Raw genomic sequence first — 20596 nt, forward strand, 5'->3', positions numbered from 1 at the left:
TTGTTTACAAAAATAAAACAAAAAAACTCATCCGTAAAGAATGAGTTTAAATATTGTTGAAAGTAATACTTTATTTTCTCTTTTTTGTAGAAGAAGTTTCTGTGGTTGTAACCGTTTGCTGTACAGGTGGAGTTGTAGGTGGCGTTGTAGCATGCACATTTGCGGGTGTTTTTGCTTTCGCAGGCTTGTTATAAAGCGCAGCTTTTGGCGTACCTATTCCGAAAACAGATTCAATCTGTTTTTTATTCAAAAACTGTGATTTTCCTACATATTTTTTGTTTTTATTGATGTATTGAATAAACTGAACAGTTGGCTGTCCGTAGTTTTTTTCAAAATGCAATTCAATAATATCATTAGGAAGTTCCAGACTGATGTTTCCTGTAGGTTCATCAATAAAGCCATCAGAAATCATTTTGTAAAGCTCCATCACGTCGCCATTCATATCAATAAAAGAGAATGATCTAAAAGTATTTAGGTTACTGTTATTGATGTCTTGATAGTTAAACGTGTATTTGTTGTCTTTTTTGTAGAGGCCTACTGAATTTGCTTTCCCGATTTCTATTAAAGTTTCATTTTTTAAAACTTTAATTTGAGAAAATGCTGTAAAACCAATGACAGTAGCGAAGAGTATAAATATTTTTTTCATGATCCTTTTCTTTTAATATTGTTGATTGGTAGTACTAAATTAGCGATTAAAACAAAACAATCAACATTTTTATGGGGCAAAAGTAATATTTTTTTTTTAACCCAATTTTATAGCTGCATTCATCTTTATTAAGGATTTGCATTACTTTTATAGGTTGATGTAATCTTCTAGTCTCATTTTTAGATATTTATAATAAAAATTGATTATGAATAGATAGATGTTAAATTTAGTTTAAATAGAAAGTTCGTTAAAATTTGTGATTTAAAATTATTTAAAGTTAATCAATATTTTTTAAAAGATAATGCAGAGCTTTTTTATCTAAATTGCTGATTGGTTGATGGTTGTTGAAATGTTTTATTTTTCCCTTTCTATATATATTACTCCCAAAAAAAGCTTGTGTAACAAAAGTAGCGGTGTTGTATATTTAAAATTCAGATTTTTGCCTTATAAAAATGAATCAATGATTTGAATTGTGTATTCTATCTTGGTTCATCATCTGGAAAAATTAAACATTAAAATCTTAGAAAAAATGAATTTCTTATCAATATTATTTGGAAAAAAAGATAACACGGCATTAGAAAACGCTCTAAGAAATAATCCCTATTTAGTAGATGTTAGAACGTCGGGAGAATTTGCTTCGGGAAGTATTGCAGGAGCTGTAAACATTCCGTTAAATGTTCTGAAAGATCATTTGCCAAAGTTTCAGAATAAAAAAAACATTGTGGTTTTTTGTAAAAGCGGAACGAGAAGTGCAATGGCAAAAGCAACGTTAGAAAGAAATGGAATAAATGGTGTGATCAATGGAGGAGGCTTTCAAAACGTTTTGAAAGTTAAAGAAAAATTATAAAAAAATGTACCCGAATTACATTCACTAATTTTTTATATAAAAAAAAATCAAAGAAAATTATGGATTCTATATTTAAAAATTGGAACTTTGTAAGAATATTGCGTTTTGCAATGGGTGTATTTTTGCTTTTTGAATCGGTAAAATCAGGAATCGGATTTTTGATTTTTGTTGGAGCAATTTTTACCATAATGCCACTTCTGAATGTTGGGTGTTGTTGTACTAGCAATTGTGATATTTCTAGAGGTAAAACCAATCAGAATAATACGGAGGTAGATTTTGAAGAAATTCAATAGAAAATAAAAAAATATGAATAAATTTAAGGAACTCATAAGCCAAGACAAGCCTGTTCTCGTAGATTTTTTTGCGGAATGGTGTGGTCCCTGCAAAATGCAGACTCCAATTCTTCAGGATTTAAAAAAGAAAATTGGTGATTCTGCAAGTATCATAAAAATTGATGTAGATAAAAACCAGGCGGTTGCAGCGCAATTCGGAATTCGCAGCGTTCCTACGTTGATGATTTTTAAAAATGGGGAAGTAAAATGGAAAGAGTCTGGAGTTTTTCAGGCGGATCAATTAGAGAAATTAATAAGGCAAAACATTTAATAATGTATAAAAATTTTATCGTAGCATTTTTTTTGATTGTGCTTACAGGATGCGGAAAAGCACAAAACGGCAATAGTAAAAACAGTTTGGCAGCAGTAGAGTTTTCAACAAAACTTAATCAAACGAAAGACGCACAGTTGGTAGATGTACGAACACCAGGAGAATTTCGGAACGGACATCTTAAAGACGCGCTGAATATTGATTGGAATGCAGATGATTTTACTGAAAAAGCCCAGACTTTAGATAAAGAAAAACCTGTGTTTGTTTACTGCATGAGTGGCCCTCGAAGTACGGCTGCTGCAGCAAAACTTCAGGAAATGGGTTTCAAAAATGTTTATGATTTGCAGGGTGGGATGATGAAGTGGAGAAATGCCAATCTTCCGGAAATAAAAGCTTCGATTTCTGCTGGAATGACTTTAAATCAGTATCAAGAATTATTGAAAAGTGATGTGCCTGTTTTGGTAGATTTTTATGCAGAATGGTGCGCTCCTTGTAAAAAAATGGAACCTTATCTAAGTAAAATTGCAGCAGAAAAACCGGTAAAAGTAAAAATTGTAAGAGTAAATGCAGACGAAAATACAGAGCTTTGTAAACTGCTAAATGTTTCAGCTTTGCCTGTTTTAAAATTATATAAAAACGATAAAGTAGTTTGGGATAATCTTGGTTTTGTTAACGAGCAGGAAGTGAGAAAACAAATTTCAAAATAATAAGCTTTAATTAGTATCAGTGATACTATTCTGCTTAAATTAAAAATCATGCAATAGATTTCTGTTGCGTGATTTTTATTTAAATGTCTCATTTAGTTCCTCGATATTGAAGTTTTTATATTGGGAGTAAATGGTGGCGTGGAAATCATTCAGTTTTTTCAAAAGTTCCAAAAGTTCTGATTTTTCTTTTTCTTGCAGCTTTCCTGAAAGTATTTTAGAGGTTATATTCACTTTTTCTACAGATCGGTGAAAGTAATCTTTTCCTTTTTCTGTAATATTTAGTCGTTTGCTTCTTTTATCTTCACTGTCGTTTTTTTCTTCAACTAATTCATATTCCAACAAACGCTTTATAATTTGAGTACCGGTTTGTTTCTCGTGCCCATTTCTTTCAATTAGCTGAATTTTAGTGAGGTTAGGTTCGTCTTTTAACCTGTAAAGATAGGTGAATTCTTCATTGGCAAGCTCAGGGAAATCGCCTAAACCTTTTCGTATGAGTTGCTTAGAATATCTTCCCAACAAAAGCACTTGTTTGCAGATTTCGTTTTCTGTAAAAGAAACTTCGTGCTCCTCATTTTTAAAAAGTTTGGTTGGGCTTTCTTCTCTGTACTTTTTATCGTTAAGCCACAATCTGAAATCCTCCACAGTAGAGTGGGGTTTGTAAGTGTCAGAATTTTCAAAATCTTTTACCTGGTGTAGTAAATCAATAAAAAAGTCAGTATTCATAAGACAAATTTAATCTAAAAATCTAATTTTTATTATTTCTAAAGTTTTATACTTCCCATTCCTCCGTCTATCCCTAAAATCTGACCAGTAATCCACGAAGATTTATCAGATAGTAAGAAAGCGGCCATTTCTGCCATTTCTGCAGCGTTTCCTACTCTTTGTAAAGGATGTCTTTTTGCTGAAGCTTCTCTTTTTTCTGGGGTTGATAAGAGTTGGGCAGCCAAGTTGGTATCTGTTAAAGAAGGCGCAATTGCGTTCACTCTAATATTGTATGAAGAAAACTCTGAAGCTAAACTTTTTGTAAGGCCTTCGATCGCACTTTTACTTGCTGAGATAGAAGCATGAAATGGCATTCCTAATTTTGCTGCAACCGAACTGAAAAGTACAACAGAAGCTGTTTCGGACCTTTTTAAATTGGGTAATAGTTTCTGGATACTTTTTACAGCTCCTAAAACATTAATTTCAAAGTCGTTTTTAAAATCATTCTCCGAAAGTCTGTTAAAGGGTTTTAGATTGATGCTACCCGGTGCGTAAACAAGCCCGTCTATCGTTTCAGGAAAAATAATTTCATCTAAATTTCCAGAGAGAATATCCATTTGGTGAAACCTTATATTGGGGTGTATTAAATCTACACTTTCTGTCTTTGAAATTCCTATAACAGTATTGTTTTCGCAAAGAATTTTGGTGGTTGCAAGTCCGATTCCTTTTCCACAACCAATGATAACGATGTTTTTCATAGTTAATATCTTTTAAAATGATCTTTTAGAAATTTTATTATTGCTTATCGTTCTTTGTCTGTTGCATTTAAAACGTGAGATTTCTTCGTTTCGCTTTTTTAAGTGTTTCTGGCTTATTCCAGAATTCACTCTTTTTCTCCACCTTTTAAAGCTAGATTCTCTAAGTTCTGATCGCATTAGTTCGATAACTTCAGATTCGTTCATTTCAAACTGAAACTTTATCGCTTCAAACGGAGTGCGGTCTTCCCACGCCATTTCTATAATTCGGTCTATGTCTTTTAAAGTAAGGTTTTTAATCATTTTAATTTTATTAGGAAGTGGTAATTTTTTTAGACAATAAAAACTACATTATAGAATTTATTTATATACAAAATTAGTAATTAATTTTATTTTTAATTAAAATAAAGTATAAATTTGTACTATATAAACCATTTAATTTTTTAATTATGTTTACGATACAAGCACAATCTAATATACCTACAGATTTTGGGATGTTTACTGTATACGCATTTTCGGACCATGAAGACGACTGGAATCCGCATTTGGTTTGGGTAAGCGAAAAAACAGACTTCAGTAAAACGGTAAACGTTCGTTTTCATTCAGAATGTATTACAGGCGAGGTTTTTCACTCGAAGAAATGTGAATGTGGCCAACAATTAGAAGCGGCCATGAAGTTTATGTCCGAAAAAGGGGGAGTTATTATTTATCTTCGTCAGGAAGGACGTAATATCGGGATTATTAATAAACTGAGAGCTTATGCACTTCAGGAAAAAGGTTTTGATACTGTAGAAGCTAATTTGAAGCTAGGTTTACCTGCGGATGGAAGAAATTTTGATGTTGCGGTAGAAATGTTAAAGATTTTACATGTAAAAGAAATTAATTTGCTTACCAATAACCCTGAAAAATTAAAGTCTTTGGAAAATAGTGGGATAAAACTGAGTAATAGAATTCCGTTAGAAATAGAATCTAATGAAGTAAACGAGGGGTATCTCGCTAAAAAGAAAGATTATTTTGGGCATCTTCTAGAAAAGGTATAGTTTTCTTATGAGTTAAGAAATGTTTTTTTTTTATCATCAAATCTAATGTTATGGAAAAAATTTTGCTTACCGGTGCAACCGGCTATATCGGGAAAAGGATGATTAACGTTATTGCTGCACAAGGTTATAAAGTAGTCTGCTGTTGCAGAGATAAAAACCGTTTTTCTAAAAGTGTTGATGTAGACGATGCGCAGATTGAAGTGGTTGAAGTAGATTTTCTGAAGCCGGAAACGTTAGAAAATTTACCTAAAGATATTTCTGGAGCATATTATCTAATGCATTCCATGAGCAATAGCCAAGATTATGATGAGGTTGAAAAACGGTGTGCAATCAATTTTTCAGATTATATAGAAACAACGTCTTGTAAGCACATTGTTTATCTTTCAGGTTTGGCAAACGAAGAAGAGCTTTCGAAACATTTGAGTTCAAGATTTCAGGTGGAAAAAATTTTGTTGAAATGCAAAATTCCGACAACCGTTTTAAGAGCTGGAATTATTATTGGTTCGGGAAGTGCTTCTTTCGAAATTATAAGAGATTTAGTAGAAAAATTGCCCGTAATGGTGGCTCCAAAATGGCTTCATACCAAATGTCAACCCATAGGAATTGCCAATGTTCTCGATTTTTTAATCTTTACTTTGTTTAAAGAAAAAGCATATCAGAAAAGTTTTGATATCGGCTGTGATAATGTGTTAACCTACAAAGAAATGCTCTTAGAATTTGCGAAAATAAGGGGGCTCAAAAGAAAAATTTTTACCTTACCTGTGATGACTCCTAAACTTTCTTCTTATTGGCTTTACTTTATAACCTCTACATCCTATAATTTAGCGACTGCATTGGTCGGAAGTATGAAAATTGAAGTAGTTTGCAGACCGGAAAGTCTTGTTGAAATAAAAAAAATTACAGGAGTAAAACCATTTTCTTATGATACTGCTTTAAGGAGAACTTTGGCTAAAATTCAAGATAACGAAATCATTTCAAGTTGGAAAGACAGTTTCATTAGCAGCAGAACAGATTCTAGTCTGAAAGATTATCTTGATGTTCCAAAATACGGGTGTTTTACGGACCTTAGAACGGAAGAATATGATAGTCGTGAAAACTGTCTTCATCGCATCTTCTCTTTAGGCGGTACAAATGGTTGGTACGGACAAAGACTCTGGGAAATGCGCGGATTTCTTGATGTTTTAGTGGGTGGACCTGGTTTAAGAAGAGGCAGAACCCATCCCGATAAATTGCATGAAGGTGATGCGTTAGATTTTTGGCGTGTTTTGTACGCCAATAAAGAAGAGGGCAAAATAATTCTTTTTGCAGAAATGAAGCTTCCCGGCGAAGCATGGTTGATGTTCAAATTATATAAAGGTAAACTTTGGCAGAAAGCAGTTTTTCGTCCGCATGGATTAACGGGAAGGCTGTATTGGTATTCTGTTTTGCCTTTTCATGGGATAATATTTAAAGGAATGATTAGAAAATTAGCAGGAAAATAATGACCTAAATGATTTATAAAGCGCAATTATAATTTATAAAAAAACGCTACTTTGTTTAAAAGTAGCGTTTTTAGTGAACTTGACAGGACTCTATTCAAATCATTTATTAGCAGATATTGACAATATTTTGAAGGTGTTAAATGACATATGAGTCATAATTTGATATATAGAAATGAATTAAAAAATCTTTAATTGTATTTGAAATTCTTCTAATAAAGTAAAGGCATGATATAATTAAGTTCATACACGGTTGCCTTATATCTATTGTAAAAAAGTTATTAAATTAAATGTACATGTTATATCGTTACCTAATTTTTTCTAACTAATAATCATTATATTCTGTTTATTTTTAATATGAAATGAACTATGCCCTTGCAGCAAGTGATAACAGTAAATAGGAAACAGCTCTTATTTCTGGAATATTGGTATTGCTTCCATATTCAACAATTTCTTTTATTAATTCAGGTTTTACTTTTTGTAATAATTCATATGTACTTTCTAACAGCTCACCTCCAGTGAAAAAATAATCTTTTTCTCCATATTTAGATCTTCTTAGAGCATTCTTTTCAAGAAAACACCCTTGTAGCCCAAGTAAAAAAGAGGCTTTAGACTCTTCGCTAACTTTTCCTTCAAATTTTAGTAAGGCTAATAGGATCCATTAGTTTTGTAATGAAGTTGGCAACAACCAACACCTCAAGTAATATTATTTGGAGTACATCTCCAACTTCTTTATCTGACGGCTCTACTCAAGTTGGAATGCAAAACGTCCGTATGCCTATCGTTATCAAAGGCAATGAAGTTCTTTTTGCCAAGGGAAGCATCAGAGAAGTTTGGGGAGCGTATTCTATGGTGCGTCCGCTAAACGACAGTACGGATCCTTTGCTTGTATTATTAAATAAAGATACCGGAGCCGTAAATGGGACTTATGAGGTACAGGGCGACTATGGTCAACATGATCATTTTACTGCCGTGGCTGTAGATAACGACAATAACATTATGTTGGGTGGATTTATCAATTCACAACTATTTACAGCAACTAATGATAACATTCCGACAATCAGCAATGCAGCCGGATCTCAAAAAACAGATTTTTTCTTTGCTAAGCTTGCCAATGTTGCGTGCTCTACAATGGCGGTAGAAGAAACTTCTGCAGAAGCTGGTTTACAGTTTTATCCTAATCCTGTTAAGGATTTCCTAACCATTAAAAGCAAAAATAAACTGGAAAGCTACGGAGTGTATTCTTCAGTTGGGCAAACAGTTTTAAGAGGAAACTTAGGGAGTATAAATGCTCAAATTAATATGAGTGCTTTGACAGCGGGTGTTTATTATGTGAAAGTGAAAACGGAGAAGGCTGTGGTTACCGAGAAGGTTATCAAAAAATAAATTCATAGGACTAAAATATCTAAACCGCAAAGATTCGTCTTTGCGGTTTTTTAATGGAAGTAGAATTTAAATTTAGCATGTCAAGGTAGTTATTTAGGATTTTTAAAACTACTCTAAAATGTACGGCTTTATCAAAAACCTATATTTAAATTGCACAATCTTGTAAGAAATACAGTGTTTTCTAATCAGGTATTTTTTACATCTGATCAAGATGCTATGTCTGAAGTACTAAGATTGTTTGTTTGACCTAGGTAAAAAGATTCATAAAGAAATCAAAAACCTTATCTTAATTTATACAGGTTTTTTAACAACCTGTATTTATTTTACACTGGATATTTTCCAAGTCTATAGTTATTTTATATTCTTTAGTTAAAGTGAAGTAAATGATTTTATAAAATGTATAATCTGATTTTCTTGTTTTAAAAGCGAAGATGAATTGATAAACTTATACTTTAATTTTTTGACTTTTTACGCAAAAAAAGCAAATTTTTGTATAGTTGCAAGTTGTGTTTTGAGCATCTCGGAATGATTTCCGATGCTCAAAACAACTTGCCCTTTGCAGGGGGCAGAAAACACCTTCCGAAGTCAGGGTTTTGTATGGATTTTAAAATGGATTAGTGATGAAGAACAACAGCAGATAAAACTGCACAGGCAATTAGGCGAGTTTGCCCATTGGCTTCAAAAACCAAAGACCGCCACCGAGATACGGAAGGACAAACGGAAATCTGTTCCCGTGTCAATGCTACCAATGCTTTTTTGAAATGTACATTCATGCCTAAACAGGAAGAAATGATGATTGAAGAAAATCATCAGGAAATAAGAAAAACGGAGAGGGATTTTTATAACGCCCTCTCTACTTTTTCCCAAAATTACAATCTTAAGCCGATGCAGACTAAGGATTTTGGTTTTCCGTACAATCTGGCTTTAGCAATTTGGGACATCGAAAGAAAAGTGATAGGCACCAACGAAGATTGGAATAGTTTTAAACTCATTAAAAACCATAAAAGCATCCATTTCGCAAAGGAGGAACAATGTGATACAGGTGCATCTCTATATTACATTCCCATCATACCACTTTTTAAAATGCTTCGTGATAAAAGCTGTAAAATGAACGGACAACTTTTATTATCCGTTTGCAGTTATCTGTATCAAATTGTTAATGTGCCTTATTACAGAAAGCAGGACAGTTATTTATATTGGAGATACGAAATGCACGAAGATCGGATAGAGCAGGGCGATGAAGATGAAGAAGACAGGGAAGAATTCAGACGACAGTTTAAAATTGCAAAAAGCATTGGCGACAAAATTCAGCAAAAGTTAGCAAGTCCGAAAAATCTGGAATTTTTTGAAAAGCGGTTGAATCGTTTTAAAAGCAAAACGGACTTTGACTTTAAGTGCTTTAAGTTGGCTTCAGAAGCTTTCAGTCTTTTTAACACATATCCCAAGACAACAATTTTCAGAAATCAGCCAGCTTCAAAAAATCCTTACGATGACGATTACAGCAATCAGTCAATAGGAATGGAAATGTATATTTCCTTTCTAGCTGATACGAAGGGAGGCTTGTATCAGAATATTGAAGAAAGCATTAATGCAGAGTTTAATGAGTACGGAAGTATTGAGGAACCGACTATTTATAGACCTATTGACGGTACAACGATGAACAAAGCTGATTTTGATTTTGAAAAACGATTATTCAGTCTGTTGGAAAATTTATACTGTTTATTAACCATTTAAATCAAAAAAATGAACGATATTATAGACATAGCAAAAGACTTCGGAACATTATACGAACCGAAGTCTGCTCTGGTTTTTTATGAATCCTTGGATAGTGATGCAACGATGTATGTAGAGCATTTTGATATGGACAGAAACGGAAATCCAATCAATGCGCATCCTTTGACTATAAATGAAGCTAAAGTGTTGGCAAAGGCTTTACACACCGATGCCGAAAAAGATAAAACTTTTCTAAAGCCAAAAGGGATTTTACCAATCCATATCCTGAATATTGACCCAAGCGAAAACGGTTCTGTCCTTTGGTACACCGAATCCCAAAAACGACAAATGTACTTTGTGAAAAATCTTGATATTCCCAACGGCACAGCAGAAGTTCCTGCGATGATTTGGAAAGCAGATAAAGAAACTCTTTCGATATTCGCCTTATTTGATAACTCCAGACCTACGGAGAAAACACCATTGTATTATGCCCCTTTTTTCAACATCTATGAAGATGGCAGAGTTTGTATGGGAACAGTTGATGTTGATATCAAAAAGTCGGCATCTGTAGAGGAATTTATAAAGGCGTGGGAAGATTATTTTTTCAACTCTTATTTCAGTCATTTATTGGACAACTATAATCCGATAAAAGGTAACTGCGTAAATTTTTGGAAGAAATTAATTGAAACAAAAGAAGCCCTTCCTTCTAAAGTTTTGAAAAGAAATAAGAAAACTCTTAAAAACTTATTACGATGAATACAGAAATGATAGACAATGAAATTGTCAGAAAAAAAGTTCACTTCATAGATAGTGAGTTCCTCAATCCTGCCAATCCGATTTTAGTAAATTTAATCGGAGCAGGAGGCACAGGTTCAAAGGTTTTGACAGCATTAATTGAAATGAATCACAGTATGATTGAATTAGGGCACGCAGGACTACAGGTTCGGCTTTGGGATGATGATATTATCACAAATACCAATTTAGGAAGACAGAGATTTGCAGAATCTGAAACAGGCTTGTATAAATCCGTTGCCTTAATTAATCGGGCAAATCGTTGGGCGGGAACGAATTGGAAAGCTGAAACGCAAAAATTTGAAAAAGACAGATTTGGGAGAATCCCACAAAATGCAAAAGCCACTATTACAATAACCTGCGTCGATACTGTAAAAGCACGATTTGGAGTAGCAGAAATTCTGAATGATCGAAACGAATACAGAAGCTTTATAAATGACCCGAAATATTGGATGGACTTTGGAAATAGTAAATACACAGGTCAAGTATTACTCTCTACAGTAGGAAGTGTGACCCAACCGAAATCAGAAAAGTACGATACAAGGAGCAATCTTCCTTATATAACCGAGGAATTTGGAGAACATTTAAGACAATCAGAAACTGAAGATGATACGCCAAGTTGCAGTTTGGCAGAAGCACTGGAAAAACAGAGTTTGTATATAAATTCCGCTTTGGCACAAATGGGATGCGCTCTTTTATTTGATTTATTCCGTGATGGACTGACAGAGAACAGAGGTTTTTTTCTGAATTTGAAAAATTTTAATTCCCAACCAATTAAAATTTAGTTTTTGCTGTCCGACGAAAATTGGGCGGCAAAAATGCAATTCCTCCCTGCGGTCGGAAACGCATTTTTGCTGAAAGCGGACTAACACAATTTCGAAAACATCTCACTACTTTGGCTCAATTATTTTTCGAAAATAGGTTAGATAATTATTTTATCTGAATAGACTTTTAGATCATATTCGTTAAATTTGAAACAAAAGAAGATTTTAAGTAATGATATATGCGATACCAACAAAAAAAGGGCTAGGAATTGAAATCTGGGGAACGCGCGATGACCTAGAGTATTTATACGAAATTATTTCAAAATTTTGGAACAATGAAGATTTCATTTATATTAAAGGTTATGAAGATAAAAATAAATTGATTAGTAGTTTCTCATATGAAATCCGAAAAGCGTCTTATGGAAGTAGATTAACAAGATCAAACAGTCATTATTCATATGAGGAAATACCTTATGTAGGTTGTCAAATATCTTGGGTTCATATTATATTTTCTATTGTCGTATTAAAATATAATATGCGAATGGTTGAAAATGATAAGGGAGACATTGCGATGTTTTTACATCTAGAATACTGGATTGAGCGAGCGATGGAAAAGTATGATTCAGTCGGAGCAAAAAGGCTTTTACCTTTTTTAGATGATGCTATCAATGCGGGAAATGAATATTTATATTTATATATGAGACACATTAATGCTACTTTTTTTGAAATGAAAGGTGGAAAAATAGCATTCAGGAAATTAGCTGACCTGATGAGAGTTTCTATTTATTCTTCTAATGAGTATAACGATTTCTTACATTTTCTTAGTTCAGAGGCTAAAAAACATAATTGCAAAATTGATGATTTGGAATTAAGTGATAACGATAAAATTTATGAAATAGAGTGGTAAGTTTTAAAGGAAACATAATAAAGAAAAAATGACAAACGAAGCTCTAAAATCTCTACTGGAAAAGTTAAATGCAAACAACAAATCATCTAGCTTGGTTTTCCTGAGACCATTAAGTCCCAATGTAGATTTTGCAAAAATTTGGATTGATAAACCAAAAATTACGGATAGTGTTACTAATTCAGATGGACCAGATAATTTTTATTTAATTAAAAACAATGATAAGAAATATGTTGCAATTGTTTTTGATATGCAAAGAGATTTACATTGGTTTGTTCTTCCAGATTACAGAGGGATGGGATATTTGACAATTGCAATGAAAGACATTATTATTCCTCATTTATTTTTGAGTAGAGATGAACAACGGATAACAATAAAGGAAAATGATATTGGGAAGGAAAATTTTACGGCTTCCGAAAAAGTTGCAATAAGTTTGGGATTTACAACCTCCGAAGATGGAGAATATTTCCTATCAACTACCACAAATATTATATTTGATGATAACGTAGGAATTGACACCCCGTTTTCTTTAGAAAGAATCAATGAGCTTAAAAAACAAATCAATTATTTGGGAAGGTCTCTTTGGGCAATACAGACCGAAATAGAAATGAATCTTGGAAATACAGATTATTCAGAAGAACTTAAAGATTTGGTTAATCAAATTAGAAATCACACTTGGAAATTAGAAGATTTTTATTGGTGTAAAAAATCATCAGGTATTTATGAATAATACCATATAATTACAAAAACGAAAAAGGCAAAAAAGCATTTCTTCCCTACAATCGGAAACTCCACTTCGCGAGAAATAAAATACAACCACATTAAAAATATACAATCACAATTCCTTAGCTTGCTTTTATAAAAAGCTTGTGAAATACTGTATTTTTTTTGTATTACCCACATTAGATTGGTATTATCTTTTAAATAGTAACTGAGTTATAAAATACAGACGTTTTATAAAAAGATAAACCCAGCTTTTTAATACCTACGTAAAATTTACTAATGTTTGAAAACAACCTAAGTAAGTTGAACGTGTGTTGCAATTGTACTTTTGTAAAAATTTATAACATCAAAGTTTCAGCTACATAAAAAATACTAGCTTCTTTTTAAAACTTATTATTTATTTTTTCTGTTAATAAACAATAAATGCATAACCGTTTAATGAACAGTTGTTAAAATATTTTTAATCTGAAAATTGAATTTATTTTTAGAGCAGGTTATGAAATAGCATATCTTGTGGATTAAAAGAACCAAAACCATCTTATACTCGGCTGTAATTCCGGACACCAAAAAAATCAGATTTCTTTTATACCTAAGTAAAATTTACTAATGCTTGCAAGCAACCTACGTAAATTTTACCTAGGTTTCTATCGTACTTTTGTAAAAATTTACAAATCCAAAGTAACACCTACATAAAAAATTTACAACTTCTTATTTAAAGTTAATTGTTTGTCTTTTTCTTAAAGATGCAATAAATATGTAACTAATTGATTTTAATAACTAAAATTGATTTTTTTATCTCTGAAAAATTAAATTGCTTTTCGGAGCAAGATGTGTCTTTGTACCCACAAATTTTAGCAAATTTCTGACTCCAAAGACGATCTTGCCTTTTCTGCAAAAAGGAGGAAAAACTGCGGAACTTGTTTTTCTATTTAAATGAAATTAGGTTTAAGAATCCAAAGTTGTCCAGATTGTTCTTTTATAATCTTTGAAGATTCCAGACTCATCCAAAGTATTCTTAATTAGCCCACGTCCAGTAAAAGCTATTGTTTGATAGGTTTTTATGCTCCAACTTTGCCATAGAAATTTTACCGAAAAATGAGAAAATTATTTAGCCTTTTAATACTTGTTTTTACAATTATCGTCAAAGCTCAAGTCGGAGTTAATACACAGACACCATCTGCAACTTTAGATATAGTTGGAAAACCAAATTTACTCAATCATTTTGATGGCTTAATTCCCCCACGAATTACAGGTGATCAACTTGCAAGTAAAAATTATTCGATACTTCAGAAAGGTGCGATTGTTTATGTGACCCAACCAGCGACCAATCTTTTGGGGCAGGTTATTCATATTGTTGAAGAAGGATATTACTATTTCAATGGACAGTTGTGGAATCAGATATTAAAGGAGCCTATTGTTTACGATGCACTTATTATTCTTGACGATACTCTTCCAGCAAATACTATTACGGAACAAAACGCTTGGAATACATATCTTCCTTTTCCTACAAATCCACGGCAGCACACATTATCAACCAAATCATATAGGTTGGGAACAGCAGGTCTCGGAATAACAGGTGAGATTGATGCAAGGCGAATAGGAACAATCGGATATCTTGATCTGAGCATTAGCAGCTCAACTCCAATAACTTCAAATTATGTGATGCTCAATCTTTCGAAGCCATTGCGTGATTTAGGTTTTATGTCAGATGGCAGTGTAGGTTCACTAAACAATATTTTGGTAAGCGGAAGTCCTAATGGAGGAGGTTTAGGTGTAGAACAAGGCATAGTTTCATTTACAAACGTCGATTTCCATTTGCTTTTGTGGAAGAATCAAATTGAAAAGTTTAGCGGAATTATAAAGGGTATGACCACATTTCCGATTAACTATCTGAATGTGGTTGAATGATAAATGTAAAGGATTCTGAAAAGAATGATTATGCTAAAATCAGAATTTCTGTCAGTCAAAAGGAAAGGTGGAAAAAATTATGCAAGGAAAAAAATATTTCTCTAACAAGTCTGATAATTAATTCTGTAGAAAACAGAATGATGGACGATGAAGAGAATCCAAATTCTCTCGAGACATACAAAGAAAAGTATAGTTCTGTCAATCATTCTGACAGTCGTGTAAAGTTAGAGCAAGAAAAACAATTAGATAAAAATCAAAAAAATACAAATCAAACAATTAATAACAATCAAAATCCAAAAATTATGGAAACACAAAAAGAATTTGACCAGGTAAAATACCTTAAGGACCAAATGAAATATCTTGGTTTTGGAGAAGATGAAAAACTTCACAAGGATTTAGAAAAAGGTATCAAAGGGAAAGCGCAGCAATTTGAAATTAAAACTTCTTCCGATAAAGCACTGCCCGAAAACAAGGTGGATTTTACTTTGAAGTTTAGTAAAAGTGATCAGGGAGGCGTTTTCCTCAATTCTTACAATGCAAAATTGACCAATAATAAAAAAGAGGAAATATCACAAAATTTTCCTGTTAGTCGGGAAAACTCTTTTACAGCAAAAGAAGCTGTAAACCTTTTGGAAGGACGCTGTGTAAAAATTGAGTTTCTCAATCCTAAGAGTAATCAAACAGAGCCTGCGTTTGTTCAATTTAATTTTAATGAGCCCAAAACGGATAAAGGCAATTATTATTTCCAAAATTTCTATAAAAATTACGGAGTGGATACAGCTAAAATTGTTGAAAAATCGAATCTGGTATTTGATAATCTGGAATGGAAAGAAAACAGCATTAAGGCTTTGGAAAAAGGAAATGTTGTTAAAGTTAAGATCAAAGAAAACGATCAGGTTGTAGAAGCAAAAGCTGTTCTGGATCCACAGAATAGAAATCTTAAACTGTATGACAACGAGATGAATCGAATAAATACCAATAAACCTTTAGAAGGCTTGGAACAAGATAATAGTCACGATAAAGCCAATGTTCGGGAGCAGAGCATTAAACGATAAACATCTTTCTTACCTATAATACTACAGGAAGCGGTATTTCATCGAAAGATTTACCGCTTTTTTTAAATCCAATTGATATGAAAATTCAACTAATACTTTCAATTTTTACACTTCTTTTCACATTAAATTCCTGTCACAAGGAAATTAATTCAGAGCAAGGAGGTATTGATCTAATCTCGAATGTCTATTTCGATGCTTCAAAGGGTTTGGATCAGATGCAGAGCTTTCATTTGTCAAAGATGAACTATTCGCAAAATCAGTTCATCGAATTAGTTCCTGATCATAACTATTCAGAGGTCAACAAACAGATATATTTCATCCGGGATTCAGTATGTTACCCAATTGGAGCATCGGGAAGTAATGTCATATTAAAAGATATTTCCGAAAGACAAATTTCTCAATCGGTTTGGGAAAAGAAGGAAGGGGCTGTCTTTTCAAAAGATTGGATCCCCAACTACAGAAACCGAAAAAACCTGTCTGATACAATTTTATTTAATAAAAAATATAAACGTTTTGAGATTAATTCTCCTTGGAATTACACCCGATTTTATATTTATCGAACAGATACTATTTTGCCCTATTCATTTTACAGACACGCTGAAAAAGATTATCACGGAAGACTTGAGCGAATTGATTCTTATAATAAAAAGACAGACATTTTGGTAATTGGTAATCCTCCCTACGGAGAACACCGAGGTTTATACAAAGGGCTGGGAGAGCAAACCAAAATAAGCAAATACGAAGATTATTTTGTTAAGCGCTCTTTAGATTCTTTAAAACCGAATGGAGTTTTGGCAATGGTGCTTCCTTCGGGTTGGCTTAATCGACAAAAAAAATTACAAAATGCAGAAATTTCCAATGCTTACCGTTTACCAATAGGTGCTTTTGCTGGAACACAAGTCGGAACGGATATCATCATTCTGAAAAAAACTTTACAAAAAATCACACAGGATGTTTCTAATTATTTCGAAAATAATCCTGAAAATATTCTGGGGGAAATTCGAGAGAAAAGCAATCGTTTTGGACGTATGGAAAATTATGTTCACGGTACTTTAGATGAAGCATCAGCCAGAATAGAACGTCTTAGGACCAAAAAGGAAACGGAGCGAATTGGTAATTTGTTTGAAGATTTATTCTTCGAGAATACACAAGCGGAAGTAAAAGAGGAAATTTCCGCTAAAATAGGCATTTCAGTTCAAACTCCAGCTGAACAGTATCTTTCCGTAGCTAAAGATAAAATAGATGACGTTCTTTCAATATTGCAAGAAATCAAATTTAAGTCTCCTGCTGTTGTAAAAGAAATTGAGAAATACAACGAGTTAAAAGAGCAAATCGATAAAGATGCAAAATCCTTTTCTGCAGAAAGGCTAAAGGAGATTTGCGATAGATCTGAAAAGCTCATCCAATCCCAGAAGAAAATTGAATCTGAGTACAGAATTCAGACAAAACCTGAGATAAAAAAAGGTGTTTTAAAATATCTTTTTTCAAAGTCAGACGAAATTGTCAACACTTCATTCCAAAACAGCTCAGATATTTCAGCAGAGCAAATCGCTGCTTTTCGTGATACATATTACGACGGGACGTTGAATAATAGAGGAGAGCACTACAAGTTTGCCAATTTTATTGATGGGAGATGGGTGCACGATTTTTATTATGCTGAAGGAAATATTTACTCCAAACTTGAACAGTTGGAAAAAGACTTTGCAGATAAATATGCCATCGGGGGAACTGAAAACCAATATGAGAAGCAAAAGGAATTACTATTAAGTGTTCTGCCAACTCCCAAGTCTTTGGATGAAATTTCTATCAGCCCTAATCACGAATTTGTCCACAAATTTGCATTGGGACAAGTAGAGAAAGAAAAATATAATCATTCTACAAAGCATGTTGAAACAGTTGTTGTTGATTATAATCTTGCAGAGAACTTCAAAGATTTTGTTGGCAATTTATCAAGCGAAGCTTTCGCCGGTTCATCAGCTTGGGAAGTTCGAAGTTATGTAGACAATGAAACGGTTACAGGGAGTGATAAAGAAAGAAATGCTTTAGTGCGTGAAAGAAGAAAGGCTGCAGCAAACGACCTTTTTGAAAAGTTCATTCGTGAAGAATTGTCAGATGAATTAAGAGAGAGGTTTATAAAAGAATTCAATAGAAATTATAATAATATCCACGTTCCGGACTATTCCAAATTTCCTCTATTTTCCAAGATTCATCTCAATTTTAAAGGGAAAGAACTTAGACTGACCGAAGTACAAAAAGCAGGAATCGGAAGGCTTACAACAAAAGGAGTTGGTCTGCTTGCACACGAAGTGGGTTTCGGAAAAACACTTTCTGGAATATTTTCTATGCACGAAGCGATGGAGCGTGGAAATTCTAAAAGGCCATTGATTGTTGTGCCCAATGACAGTATTTTAAAACAGTGGGTCGAAACAATATTTGAAACAATTCCGAATGCGAAAGTGAATGTCTTGGGAAATCTTGGAAAGGATTATGATCTTTCTCGATTTGATAACAGAGATGGAGAAATCACAATTGTTACTTATGAAGGTTTTAATAATATCGGTTTCTCCGAAAATATTACTCAAGATTTGGCTTCCAAGTTTTCTTACATTTCAGAGAGTGAATTGCGTAGTGTTAATTCCATCAGCGAAAGGGATTTTCAGAAAGAATTAGAAAAAGAAAAAGAGTTGCAGGGAAAAATGAAGCGCGGCAAAATCTATGATTGGGAAGATTTTGGTTTTGATCATTTGACTTTTGATGAAGTTCATAATGCCAATCACATTGTTGGAAAGGTCAGAATCGAGGATCGAAGATTTGCTTCCGATTTTAGAAGTCAAAATCAACAGACTTCCAGATTAGGAATTAATACATGGATGGCTTCCCAATATATTCAGGGCAAATATGATGGTAGAAATGTTACGCTTCTATCAGCAACACCTTTTACCAATAAACCTCTTGAGTATTATTCGGTGTTGTCTTTGATTGCGAATAAGCGTCTTGAAGAATCCGGATATTTTAATGTCAATACCTTTTTCGAAACTTTTATGGAGGCGGATAATGATATGGAAATTGATGCGAAAGGAGATGTAAAGTTCAAAGCTAATGTACGGAGGTTTAAAAATAATTCTTTGTTTCAACAGCTCCTATCTGAGTTTATTGATATTAAAGGAGAAGAAGATAATCCTGAATTAATCCGCCCAACGAAGATTAATAAAGAATATAAAATTGAGCAGAATGACTTAACTCAGGAACAATATGATTTACTCACGGAGAATTTCGACGATTCTCAAAAAGGAGCAATTCTTACTCATATCCTCAATGCTCGGCTTATCGCTATTTCTCCGTATCTGTCTCCCTACTATGACGGAGAAATTCCTTCTGTAAAAGAATTTATTGAGAATTCTCCAAAACTGATTGAGACGATGAAACTGATACAGCAGAATAAGAAAGATATGCCTGATTCCGGTCAGATCTTATATTCAGAATTAGCAGTCTCTGAATTTCCGAAAATAAAAGATTATCTTATTACGGAAATCAGTTACAAACCTAATGAAATTGGAGTCATTACTGGTGCAACGAGCAAGCCTAACAGACTAAAAATTCAAGATGATTTTAATTCCGGTAAAGTCAAAATCATTCTCGGCAGCGAAGCTATTCAGGAAGGAATGAATCTTCAGCAAAATACTAGTGACTTATATATGCTCTCTCTTCCCTACAATTTTACAACTTTACGACAGGTCGAAGGTCGTGCCTGGAGACAAGGAAACAAGCACGAGAATGTGAGAGTCAATTTTATGCTTACCAATGATAGCATCGATGTGTTTATGCTTCAGAAGCTTCAATCAAAACAAGCAAGATATTTGGAAGCAATGAAAAAGGGAGCGAATGTTTTGGATATTTCAGATATCAGTACGCAGGAACTCAAAACATCCATTATAACAAATCCGGAAACAAGAGCAAATATTGAAATTGAACTGTTGAAGAGAAGAATTGAAAGTGAGAAAAATCAACATCTAGCTGATAATGCATTTGTTTTGCGGAAATATGAGAATTTTTTAAAAGTGCAGGAAATGGTTACTAAAGCGCAGCATTCCTATAACAGAATTTTAGGTTATTCTAAGGATGAAACTGAAAATGCTGGATATTGGAAAAATCAACTTCCTTCTTATCAGAAAACAATTGATTTGGCTAAAGCTGAAGTTCAGAAAACTATCGAATACTTAGCTGAAAAAGGTGTGAATGTTACAGAAATAGAATTTCAGACTAAAAATATGGAAGAGAAAATTACTATGCTGGATAAAAAATTAGAAGAACTTCCTGAAATTGAAGTGAATTTGATTGGACTATATAATAAAGAAAGAGAGGAAAGGTTAAAGTTGAATCAAAATATTGATAATATAAAAAATAGATTAGAAGAGAATTCTAAATTATTTAATTTGAGAAATGGAGAGGAAATCCAAGAAAATAATAACAATAGAACTAACAGGGAGATTGTTGGTAAGGTAGAAAATGAGGAACAAAATAATAATATTGTATTGCGAAAGAGGTAATTATTTAATTTTTTATGCATTTTAAA

Annotated in this window: 19 protein-coding genes; 15 read left to right on the forward strand and 4 right to left on the reverse strand. The window is 33.1% G+C overall.

What is annotated here, in order from left to right:
* Positions 1 to 70 precede the first annotated feature (70 nt).
* Positions 71 to 646, reverse strand: a complete 576-nt coding sequence (locus AC2A1D_RS04855; RefSeq protein WP_484042538.1) for a hypothetical protein — start codon at positions 644 to 646, stop codon at positions 71 to 73.
* A 529-nt stretch (positions 647 to 1175) separates the two neighbouring features.
* Here AC2A1D_RS04855 and AC2A1D_RS04860 point away from each other — a divergent pair.
* The 4 genes from AC2A1D_RS04860 to AC2A1D_RS04875 are packed head-to-tail and all read left to right on the forward strand — an operon-like array spanning position 1176 to position 2803.
* Entirely contained in the window at positions 1176 to 1493 is a 318-nt protein-coding gene (locus tag AC2A1D_RS04860; RefSeq protein ID WP_484042539.1) for a rhodanese-like domain-containing protein, read from the forward strand.
* Between the two features lie 59 nt (positions 1494 to 1552).
* Positions 1553 to 1786 (forward strand): hypothetical protein, encoded by a 234-nt coding sequence (locus tag AC2A1D_RS04865; RefSeq protein ID WP_484042540.1) that lies wholly within the window; start codon positions 1553 to 1555, stop codon positions 1784 to 1786.
* A 13-nt stretch (positions 1787 to 1799) separates the two neighbouring features.
* Positions 1800 to 2096: a thioredoxin gene (gene trxA / locus AC2A1D_RS04870; RefSeq protein ID WP_484042541.1), complete on the forward strand. Its 297-nt coding sequence runs from the start codon at positions 1800 to 1802 to the stop codon at positions 2094 to 2096.
* Positions 2097 to 2098: 2 nt separating this feature from the next.
* Complete coding sequence (locus tag AC2A1D_RS04875; RefSeq protein WP_484042542.1) at positions 2099 to 2803, forward strand: thioredoxin domain-containing protein; 705 nt, start codon at positions 2099 to 2101, stop codon at positions 2801 to 2803.
* A gap of 75 nt (positions 2804 to 2878) precedes the next feature.
* On the opposite strand, the gene AC2A1D_RS04880 is transcribed toward AC2A1D_RS04875, so the two are convergent.
* Genes AC2A1D_RS04880 through AC2A1D_RS04890 form a run of 3 tightly spaced genes read right to left on the reverse strand, consistent with a single transcriptional unit; the run spans position 2879 to position 4563 of the window.
* A complete protein-coding gene (locus AC2A1D_RS04880) occupies positions 2879 to 3526 on the reverse strand; it encodes a MarR family winged helix-turn-helix transcriptional regulator (protein ID WP_484042543.1) in 648 nt (215 codons plus the stop codon).
* A gap of 38 nt (positions 3527 to 3564) precedes the next feature.
* The gene (locus AC2A1D_RS04885) at positions 3565 to 4263 is read right to left on the reverse strand and encodes an SDR family NAD(P)-dependent oxidoreductase (protein WP_484042544.1); all 699 of its coding nucleotides are present in this window, start codon (positions 4261 to 4263) and stop codon (positions 3565 to 3567) included.
* A gap of 12 nt (positions 4264 to 4275) precedes the next feature.
* A complete protein-coding gene (locus AC2A1D_RS04890; RefSeq protein ID WP_484042545.1) occupies positions 4276 to 4563 on the reverse strand; it encodes a TIGR03643 family protein in 288 nt (95 codons plus the stop codon).
* Positions 4564 to 4709: 146 nt separating this feature from the next.
* Here AC2A1D_RS04890 and ribA point away from each other — a divergent pair, with 146 nt between their 5' ends.
* The 11 genes from ribA to AC2A1D_RS04945 all read left to right on the forward strand — a co-directional run bounded on the left by ribA (position 4710) and on the right by AC2A1D_RS04945 (position 20570).
* Positions 4710 to 5300, forward strand: a complete 591-nt coding sequence (gene ribA, locus AC2A1D_RS04895) for a GTP cyclohydrolase II (protein WP_484042546.1) — start codon at positions 4710 to 4712, stop codon at positions 5298 to 5300.
* Between the two features lie 50 nt (positions 5301 to 5350).
* Entirely contained in the window at positions 5351 to 6781 is a 1431-nt protein-coding gene (locus AC2A1D_RS04900) for an SDR family oxidoreductase (protein ID WP_484042547.1), read from the forward strand.
* Positions 6782 to 7450: 669 nt separating this feature from the next.
* The gene (locus tag AC2A1D_RS04905; protein ID WP_484042548.1) at positions 7451 to 8164 is read left to right on the forward strand and encodes a T9SS type A sorting domain-containing protein; all 714 of its coding nucleotides are present in this window, start codon (positions 7451 to 7453) and stop codon (positions 8162 to 8164) included.
* A gap of 771 nt (positions 8165 to 8935) precedes the next feature.
* On the forward strand, positions 8936 to 9898 hold the full coding sequence (locus AC2A1D_RS04910; RefSeq protein WP_484042549.1) for a hypothetical protein: 963 nt from the start codon (positions 8936 to 8938) through the stop codon (positions 9896 to 9898).
* 9 nt (positions 9899 to 9907) lie between these two features.
* A complete protein-coding gene (locus AC2A1D_RS04915; protein WP_484042550.1) occupies positions 9908 to 10633 on the forward strand; it encodes a PRTRC system protein B in 726 nt (241 codons plus the stop codon).
* Positions 10630 to 11454, forward strand: a complete 825-nt coding sequence (locus AC2A1D_RS04920) for a PRTRC system ThiF family protein (protein ID WP_484042551.1) — start codon at positions 10630 to 10632, stop codon at positions 11452 to 11454. Before AC2A1D_RS04915 ends, AC2A1D_RS04920 begins: the two co-directional genes overlap by 4 nt.
* Positions 11455 to 11665: 211 nt before the next feature.
* Positions 11666 to 12340, forward strand: a complete 675-nt coding sequence (locus AC2A1D_RS04925; protein WP_484042552.1) for a DUF6904 family protein — start codon at positions 11666 to 11668, stop codon at positions 12338 to 12340.
* A gap of 28 nt (positions 12341 to 12368) precedes the next feature.
* The gene (locus AC2A1D_RS04930) at positions 12369 to 13067 is read left to right on the forward strand and encodes a GNAT family N-acetyltransferase (protein ID WP_276161657.1); all 699 of its coding nucleotides are present in this window, start codon (positions 12369 to 12371) and stop codon (positions 13065 to 13067) included.
* Positions 13068 to 14155: 1088 nt separating this feature from the next.
* Complete coding sequence (locus AC2A1D_RS04935; protein WP_484042553.1) at positions 14156 to 14968, forward strand: hypothetical protein; 813 nt, start codon at positions 14156 to 14158, stop codon at positions 14966 to 14968.
* Between the two features lie 137 nt (positions 14969 to 15105).
* Positions 15106 to 16023, forward strand: a complete 918-nt coding sequence (locus AC2A1D_RS04940; protein ID WP_484042554.1) for a hypothetical protein — start codon at positions 15106 to 15108, stop codon at positions 16021 to 16023.
* A gap of 473 nt (positions 16024 to 16496) precedes the next feature.
* A complete protein-coding gene (locus AC2A1D_RS04945; RefSeq protein ID WP_484042855.1) occupies positions 16497 to 20570 on the forward strand; it encodes an SNF2-related protein in 4074 nt (1357 codons plus the stop codon).
* Positions 20571 to 20596: the final 26 nt, after the last annotated feature.

Source organism: Chryseobacterium sp. HNCC26DJ239 (assembly GCF_057180445.1).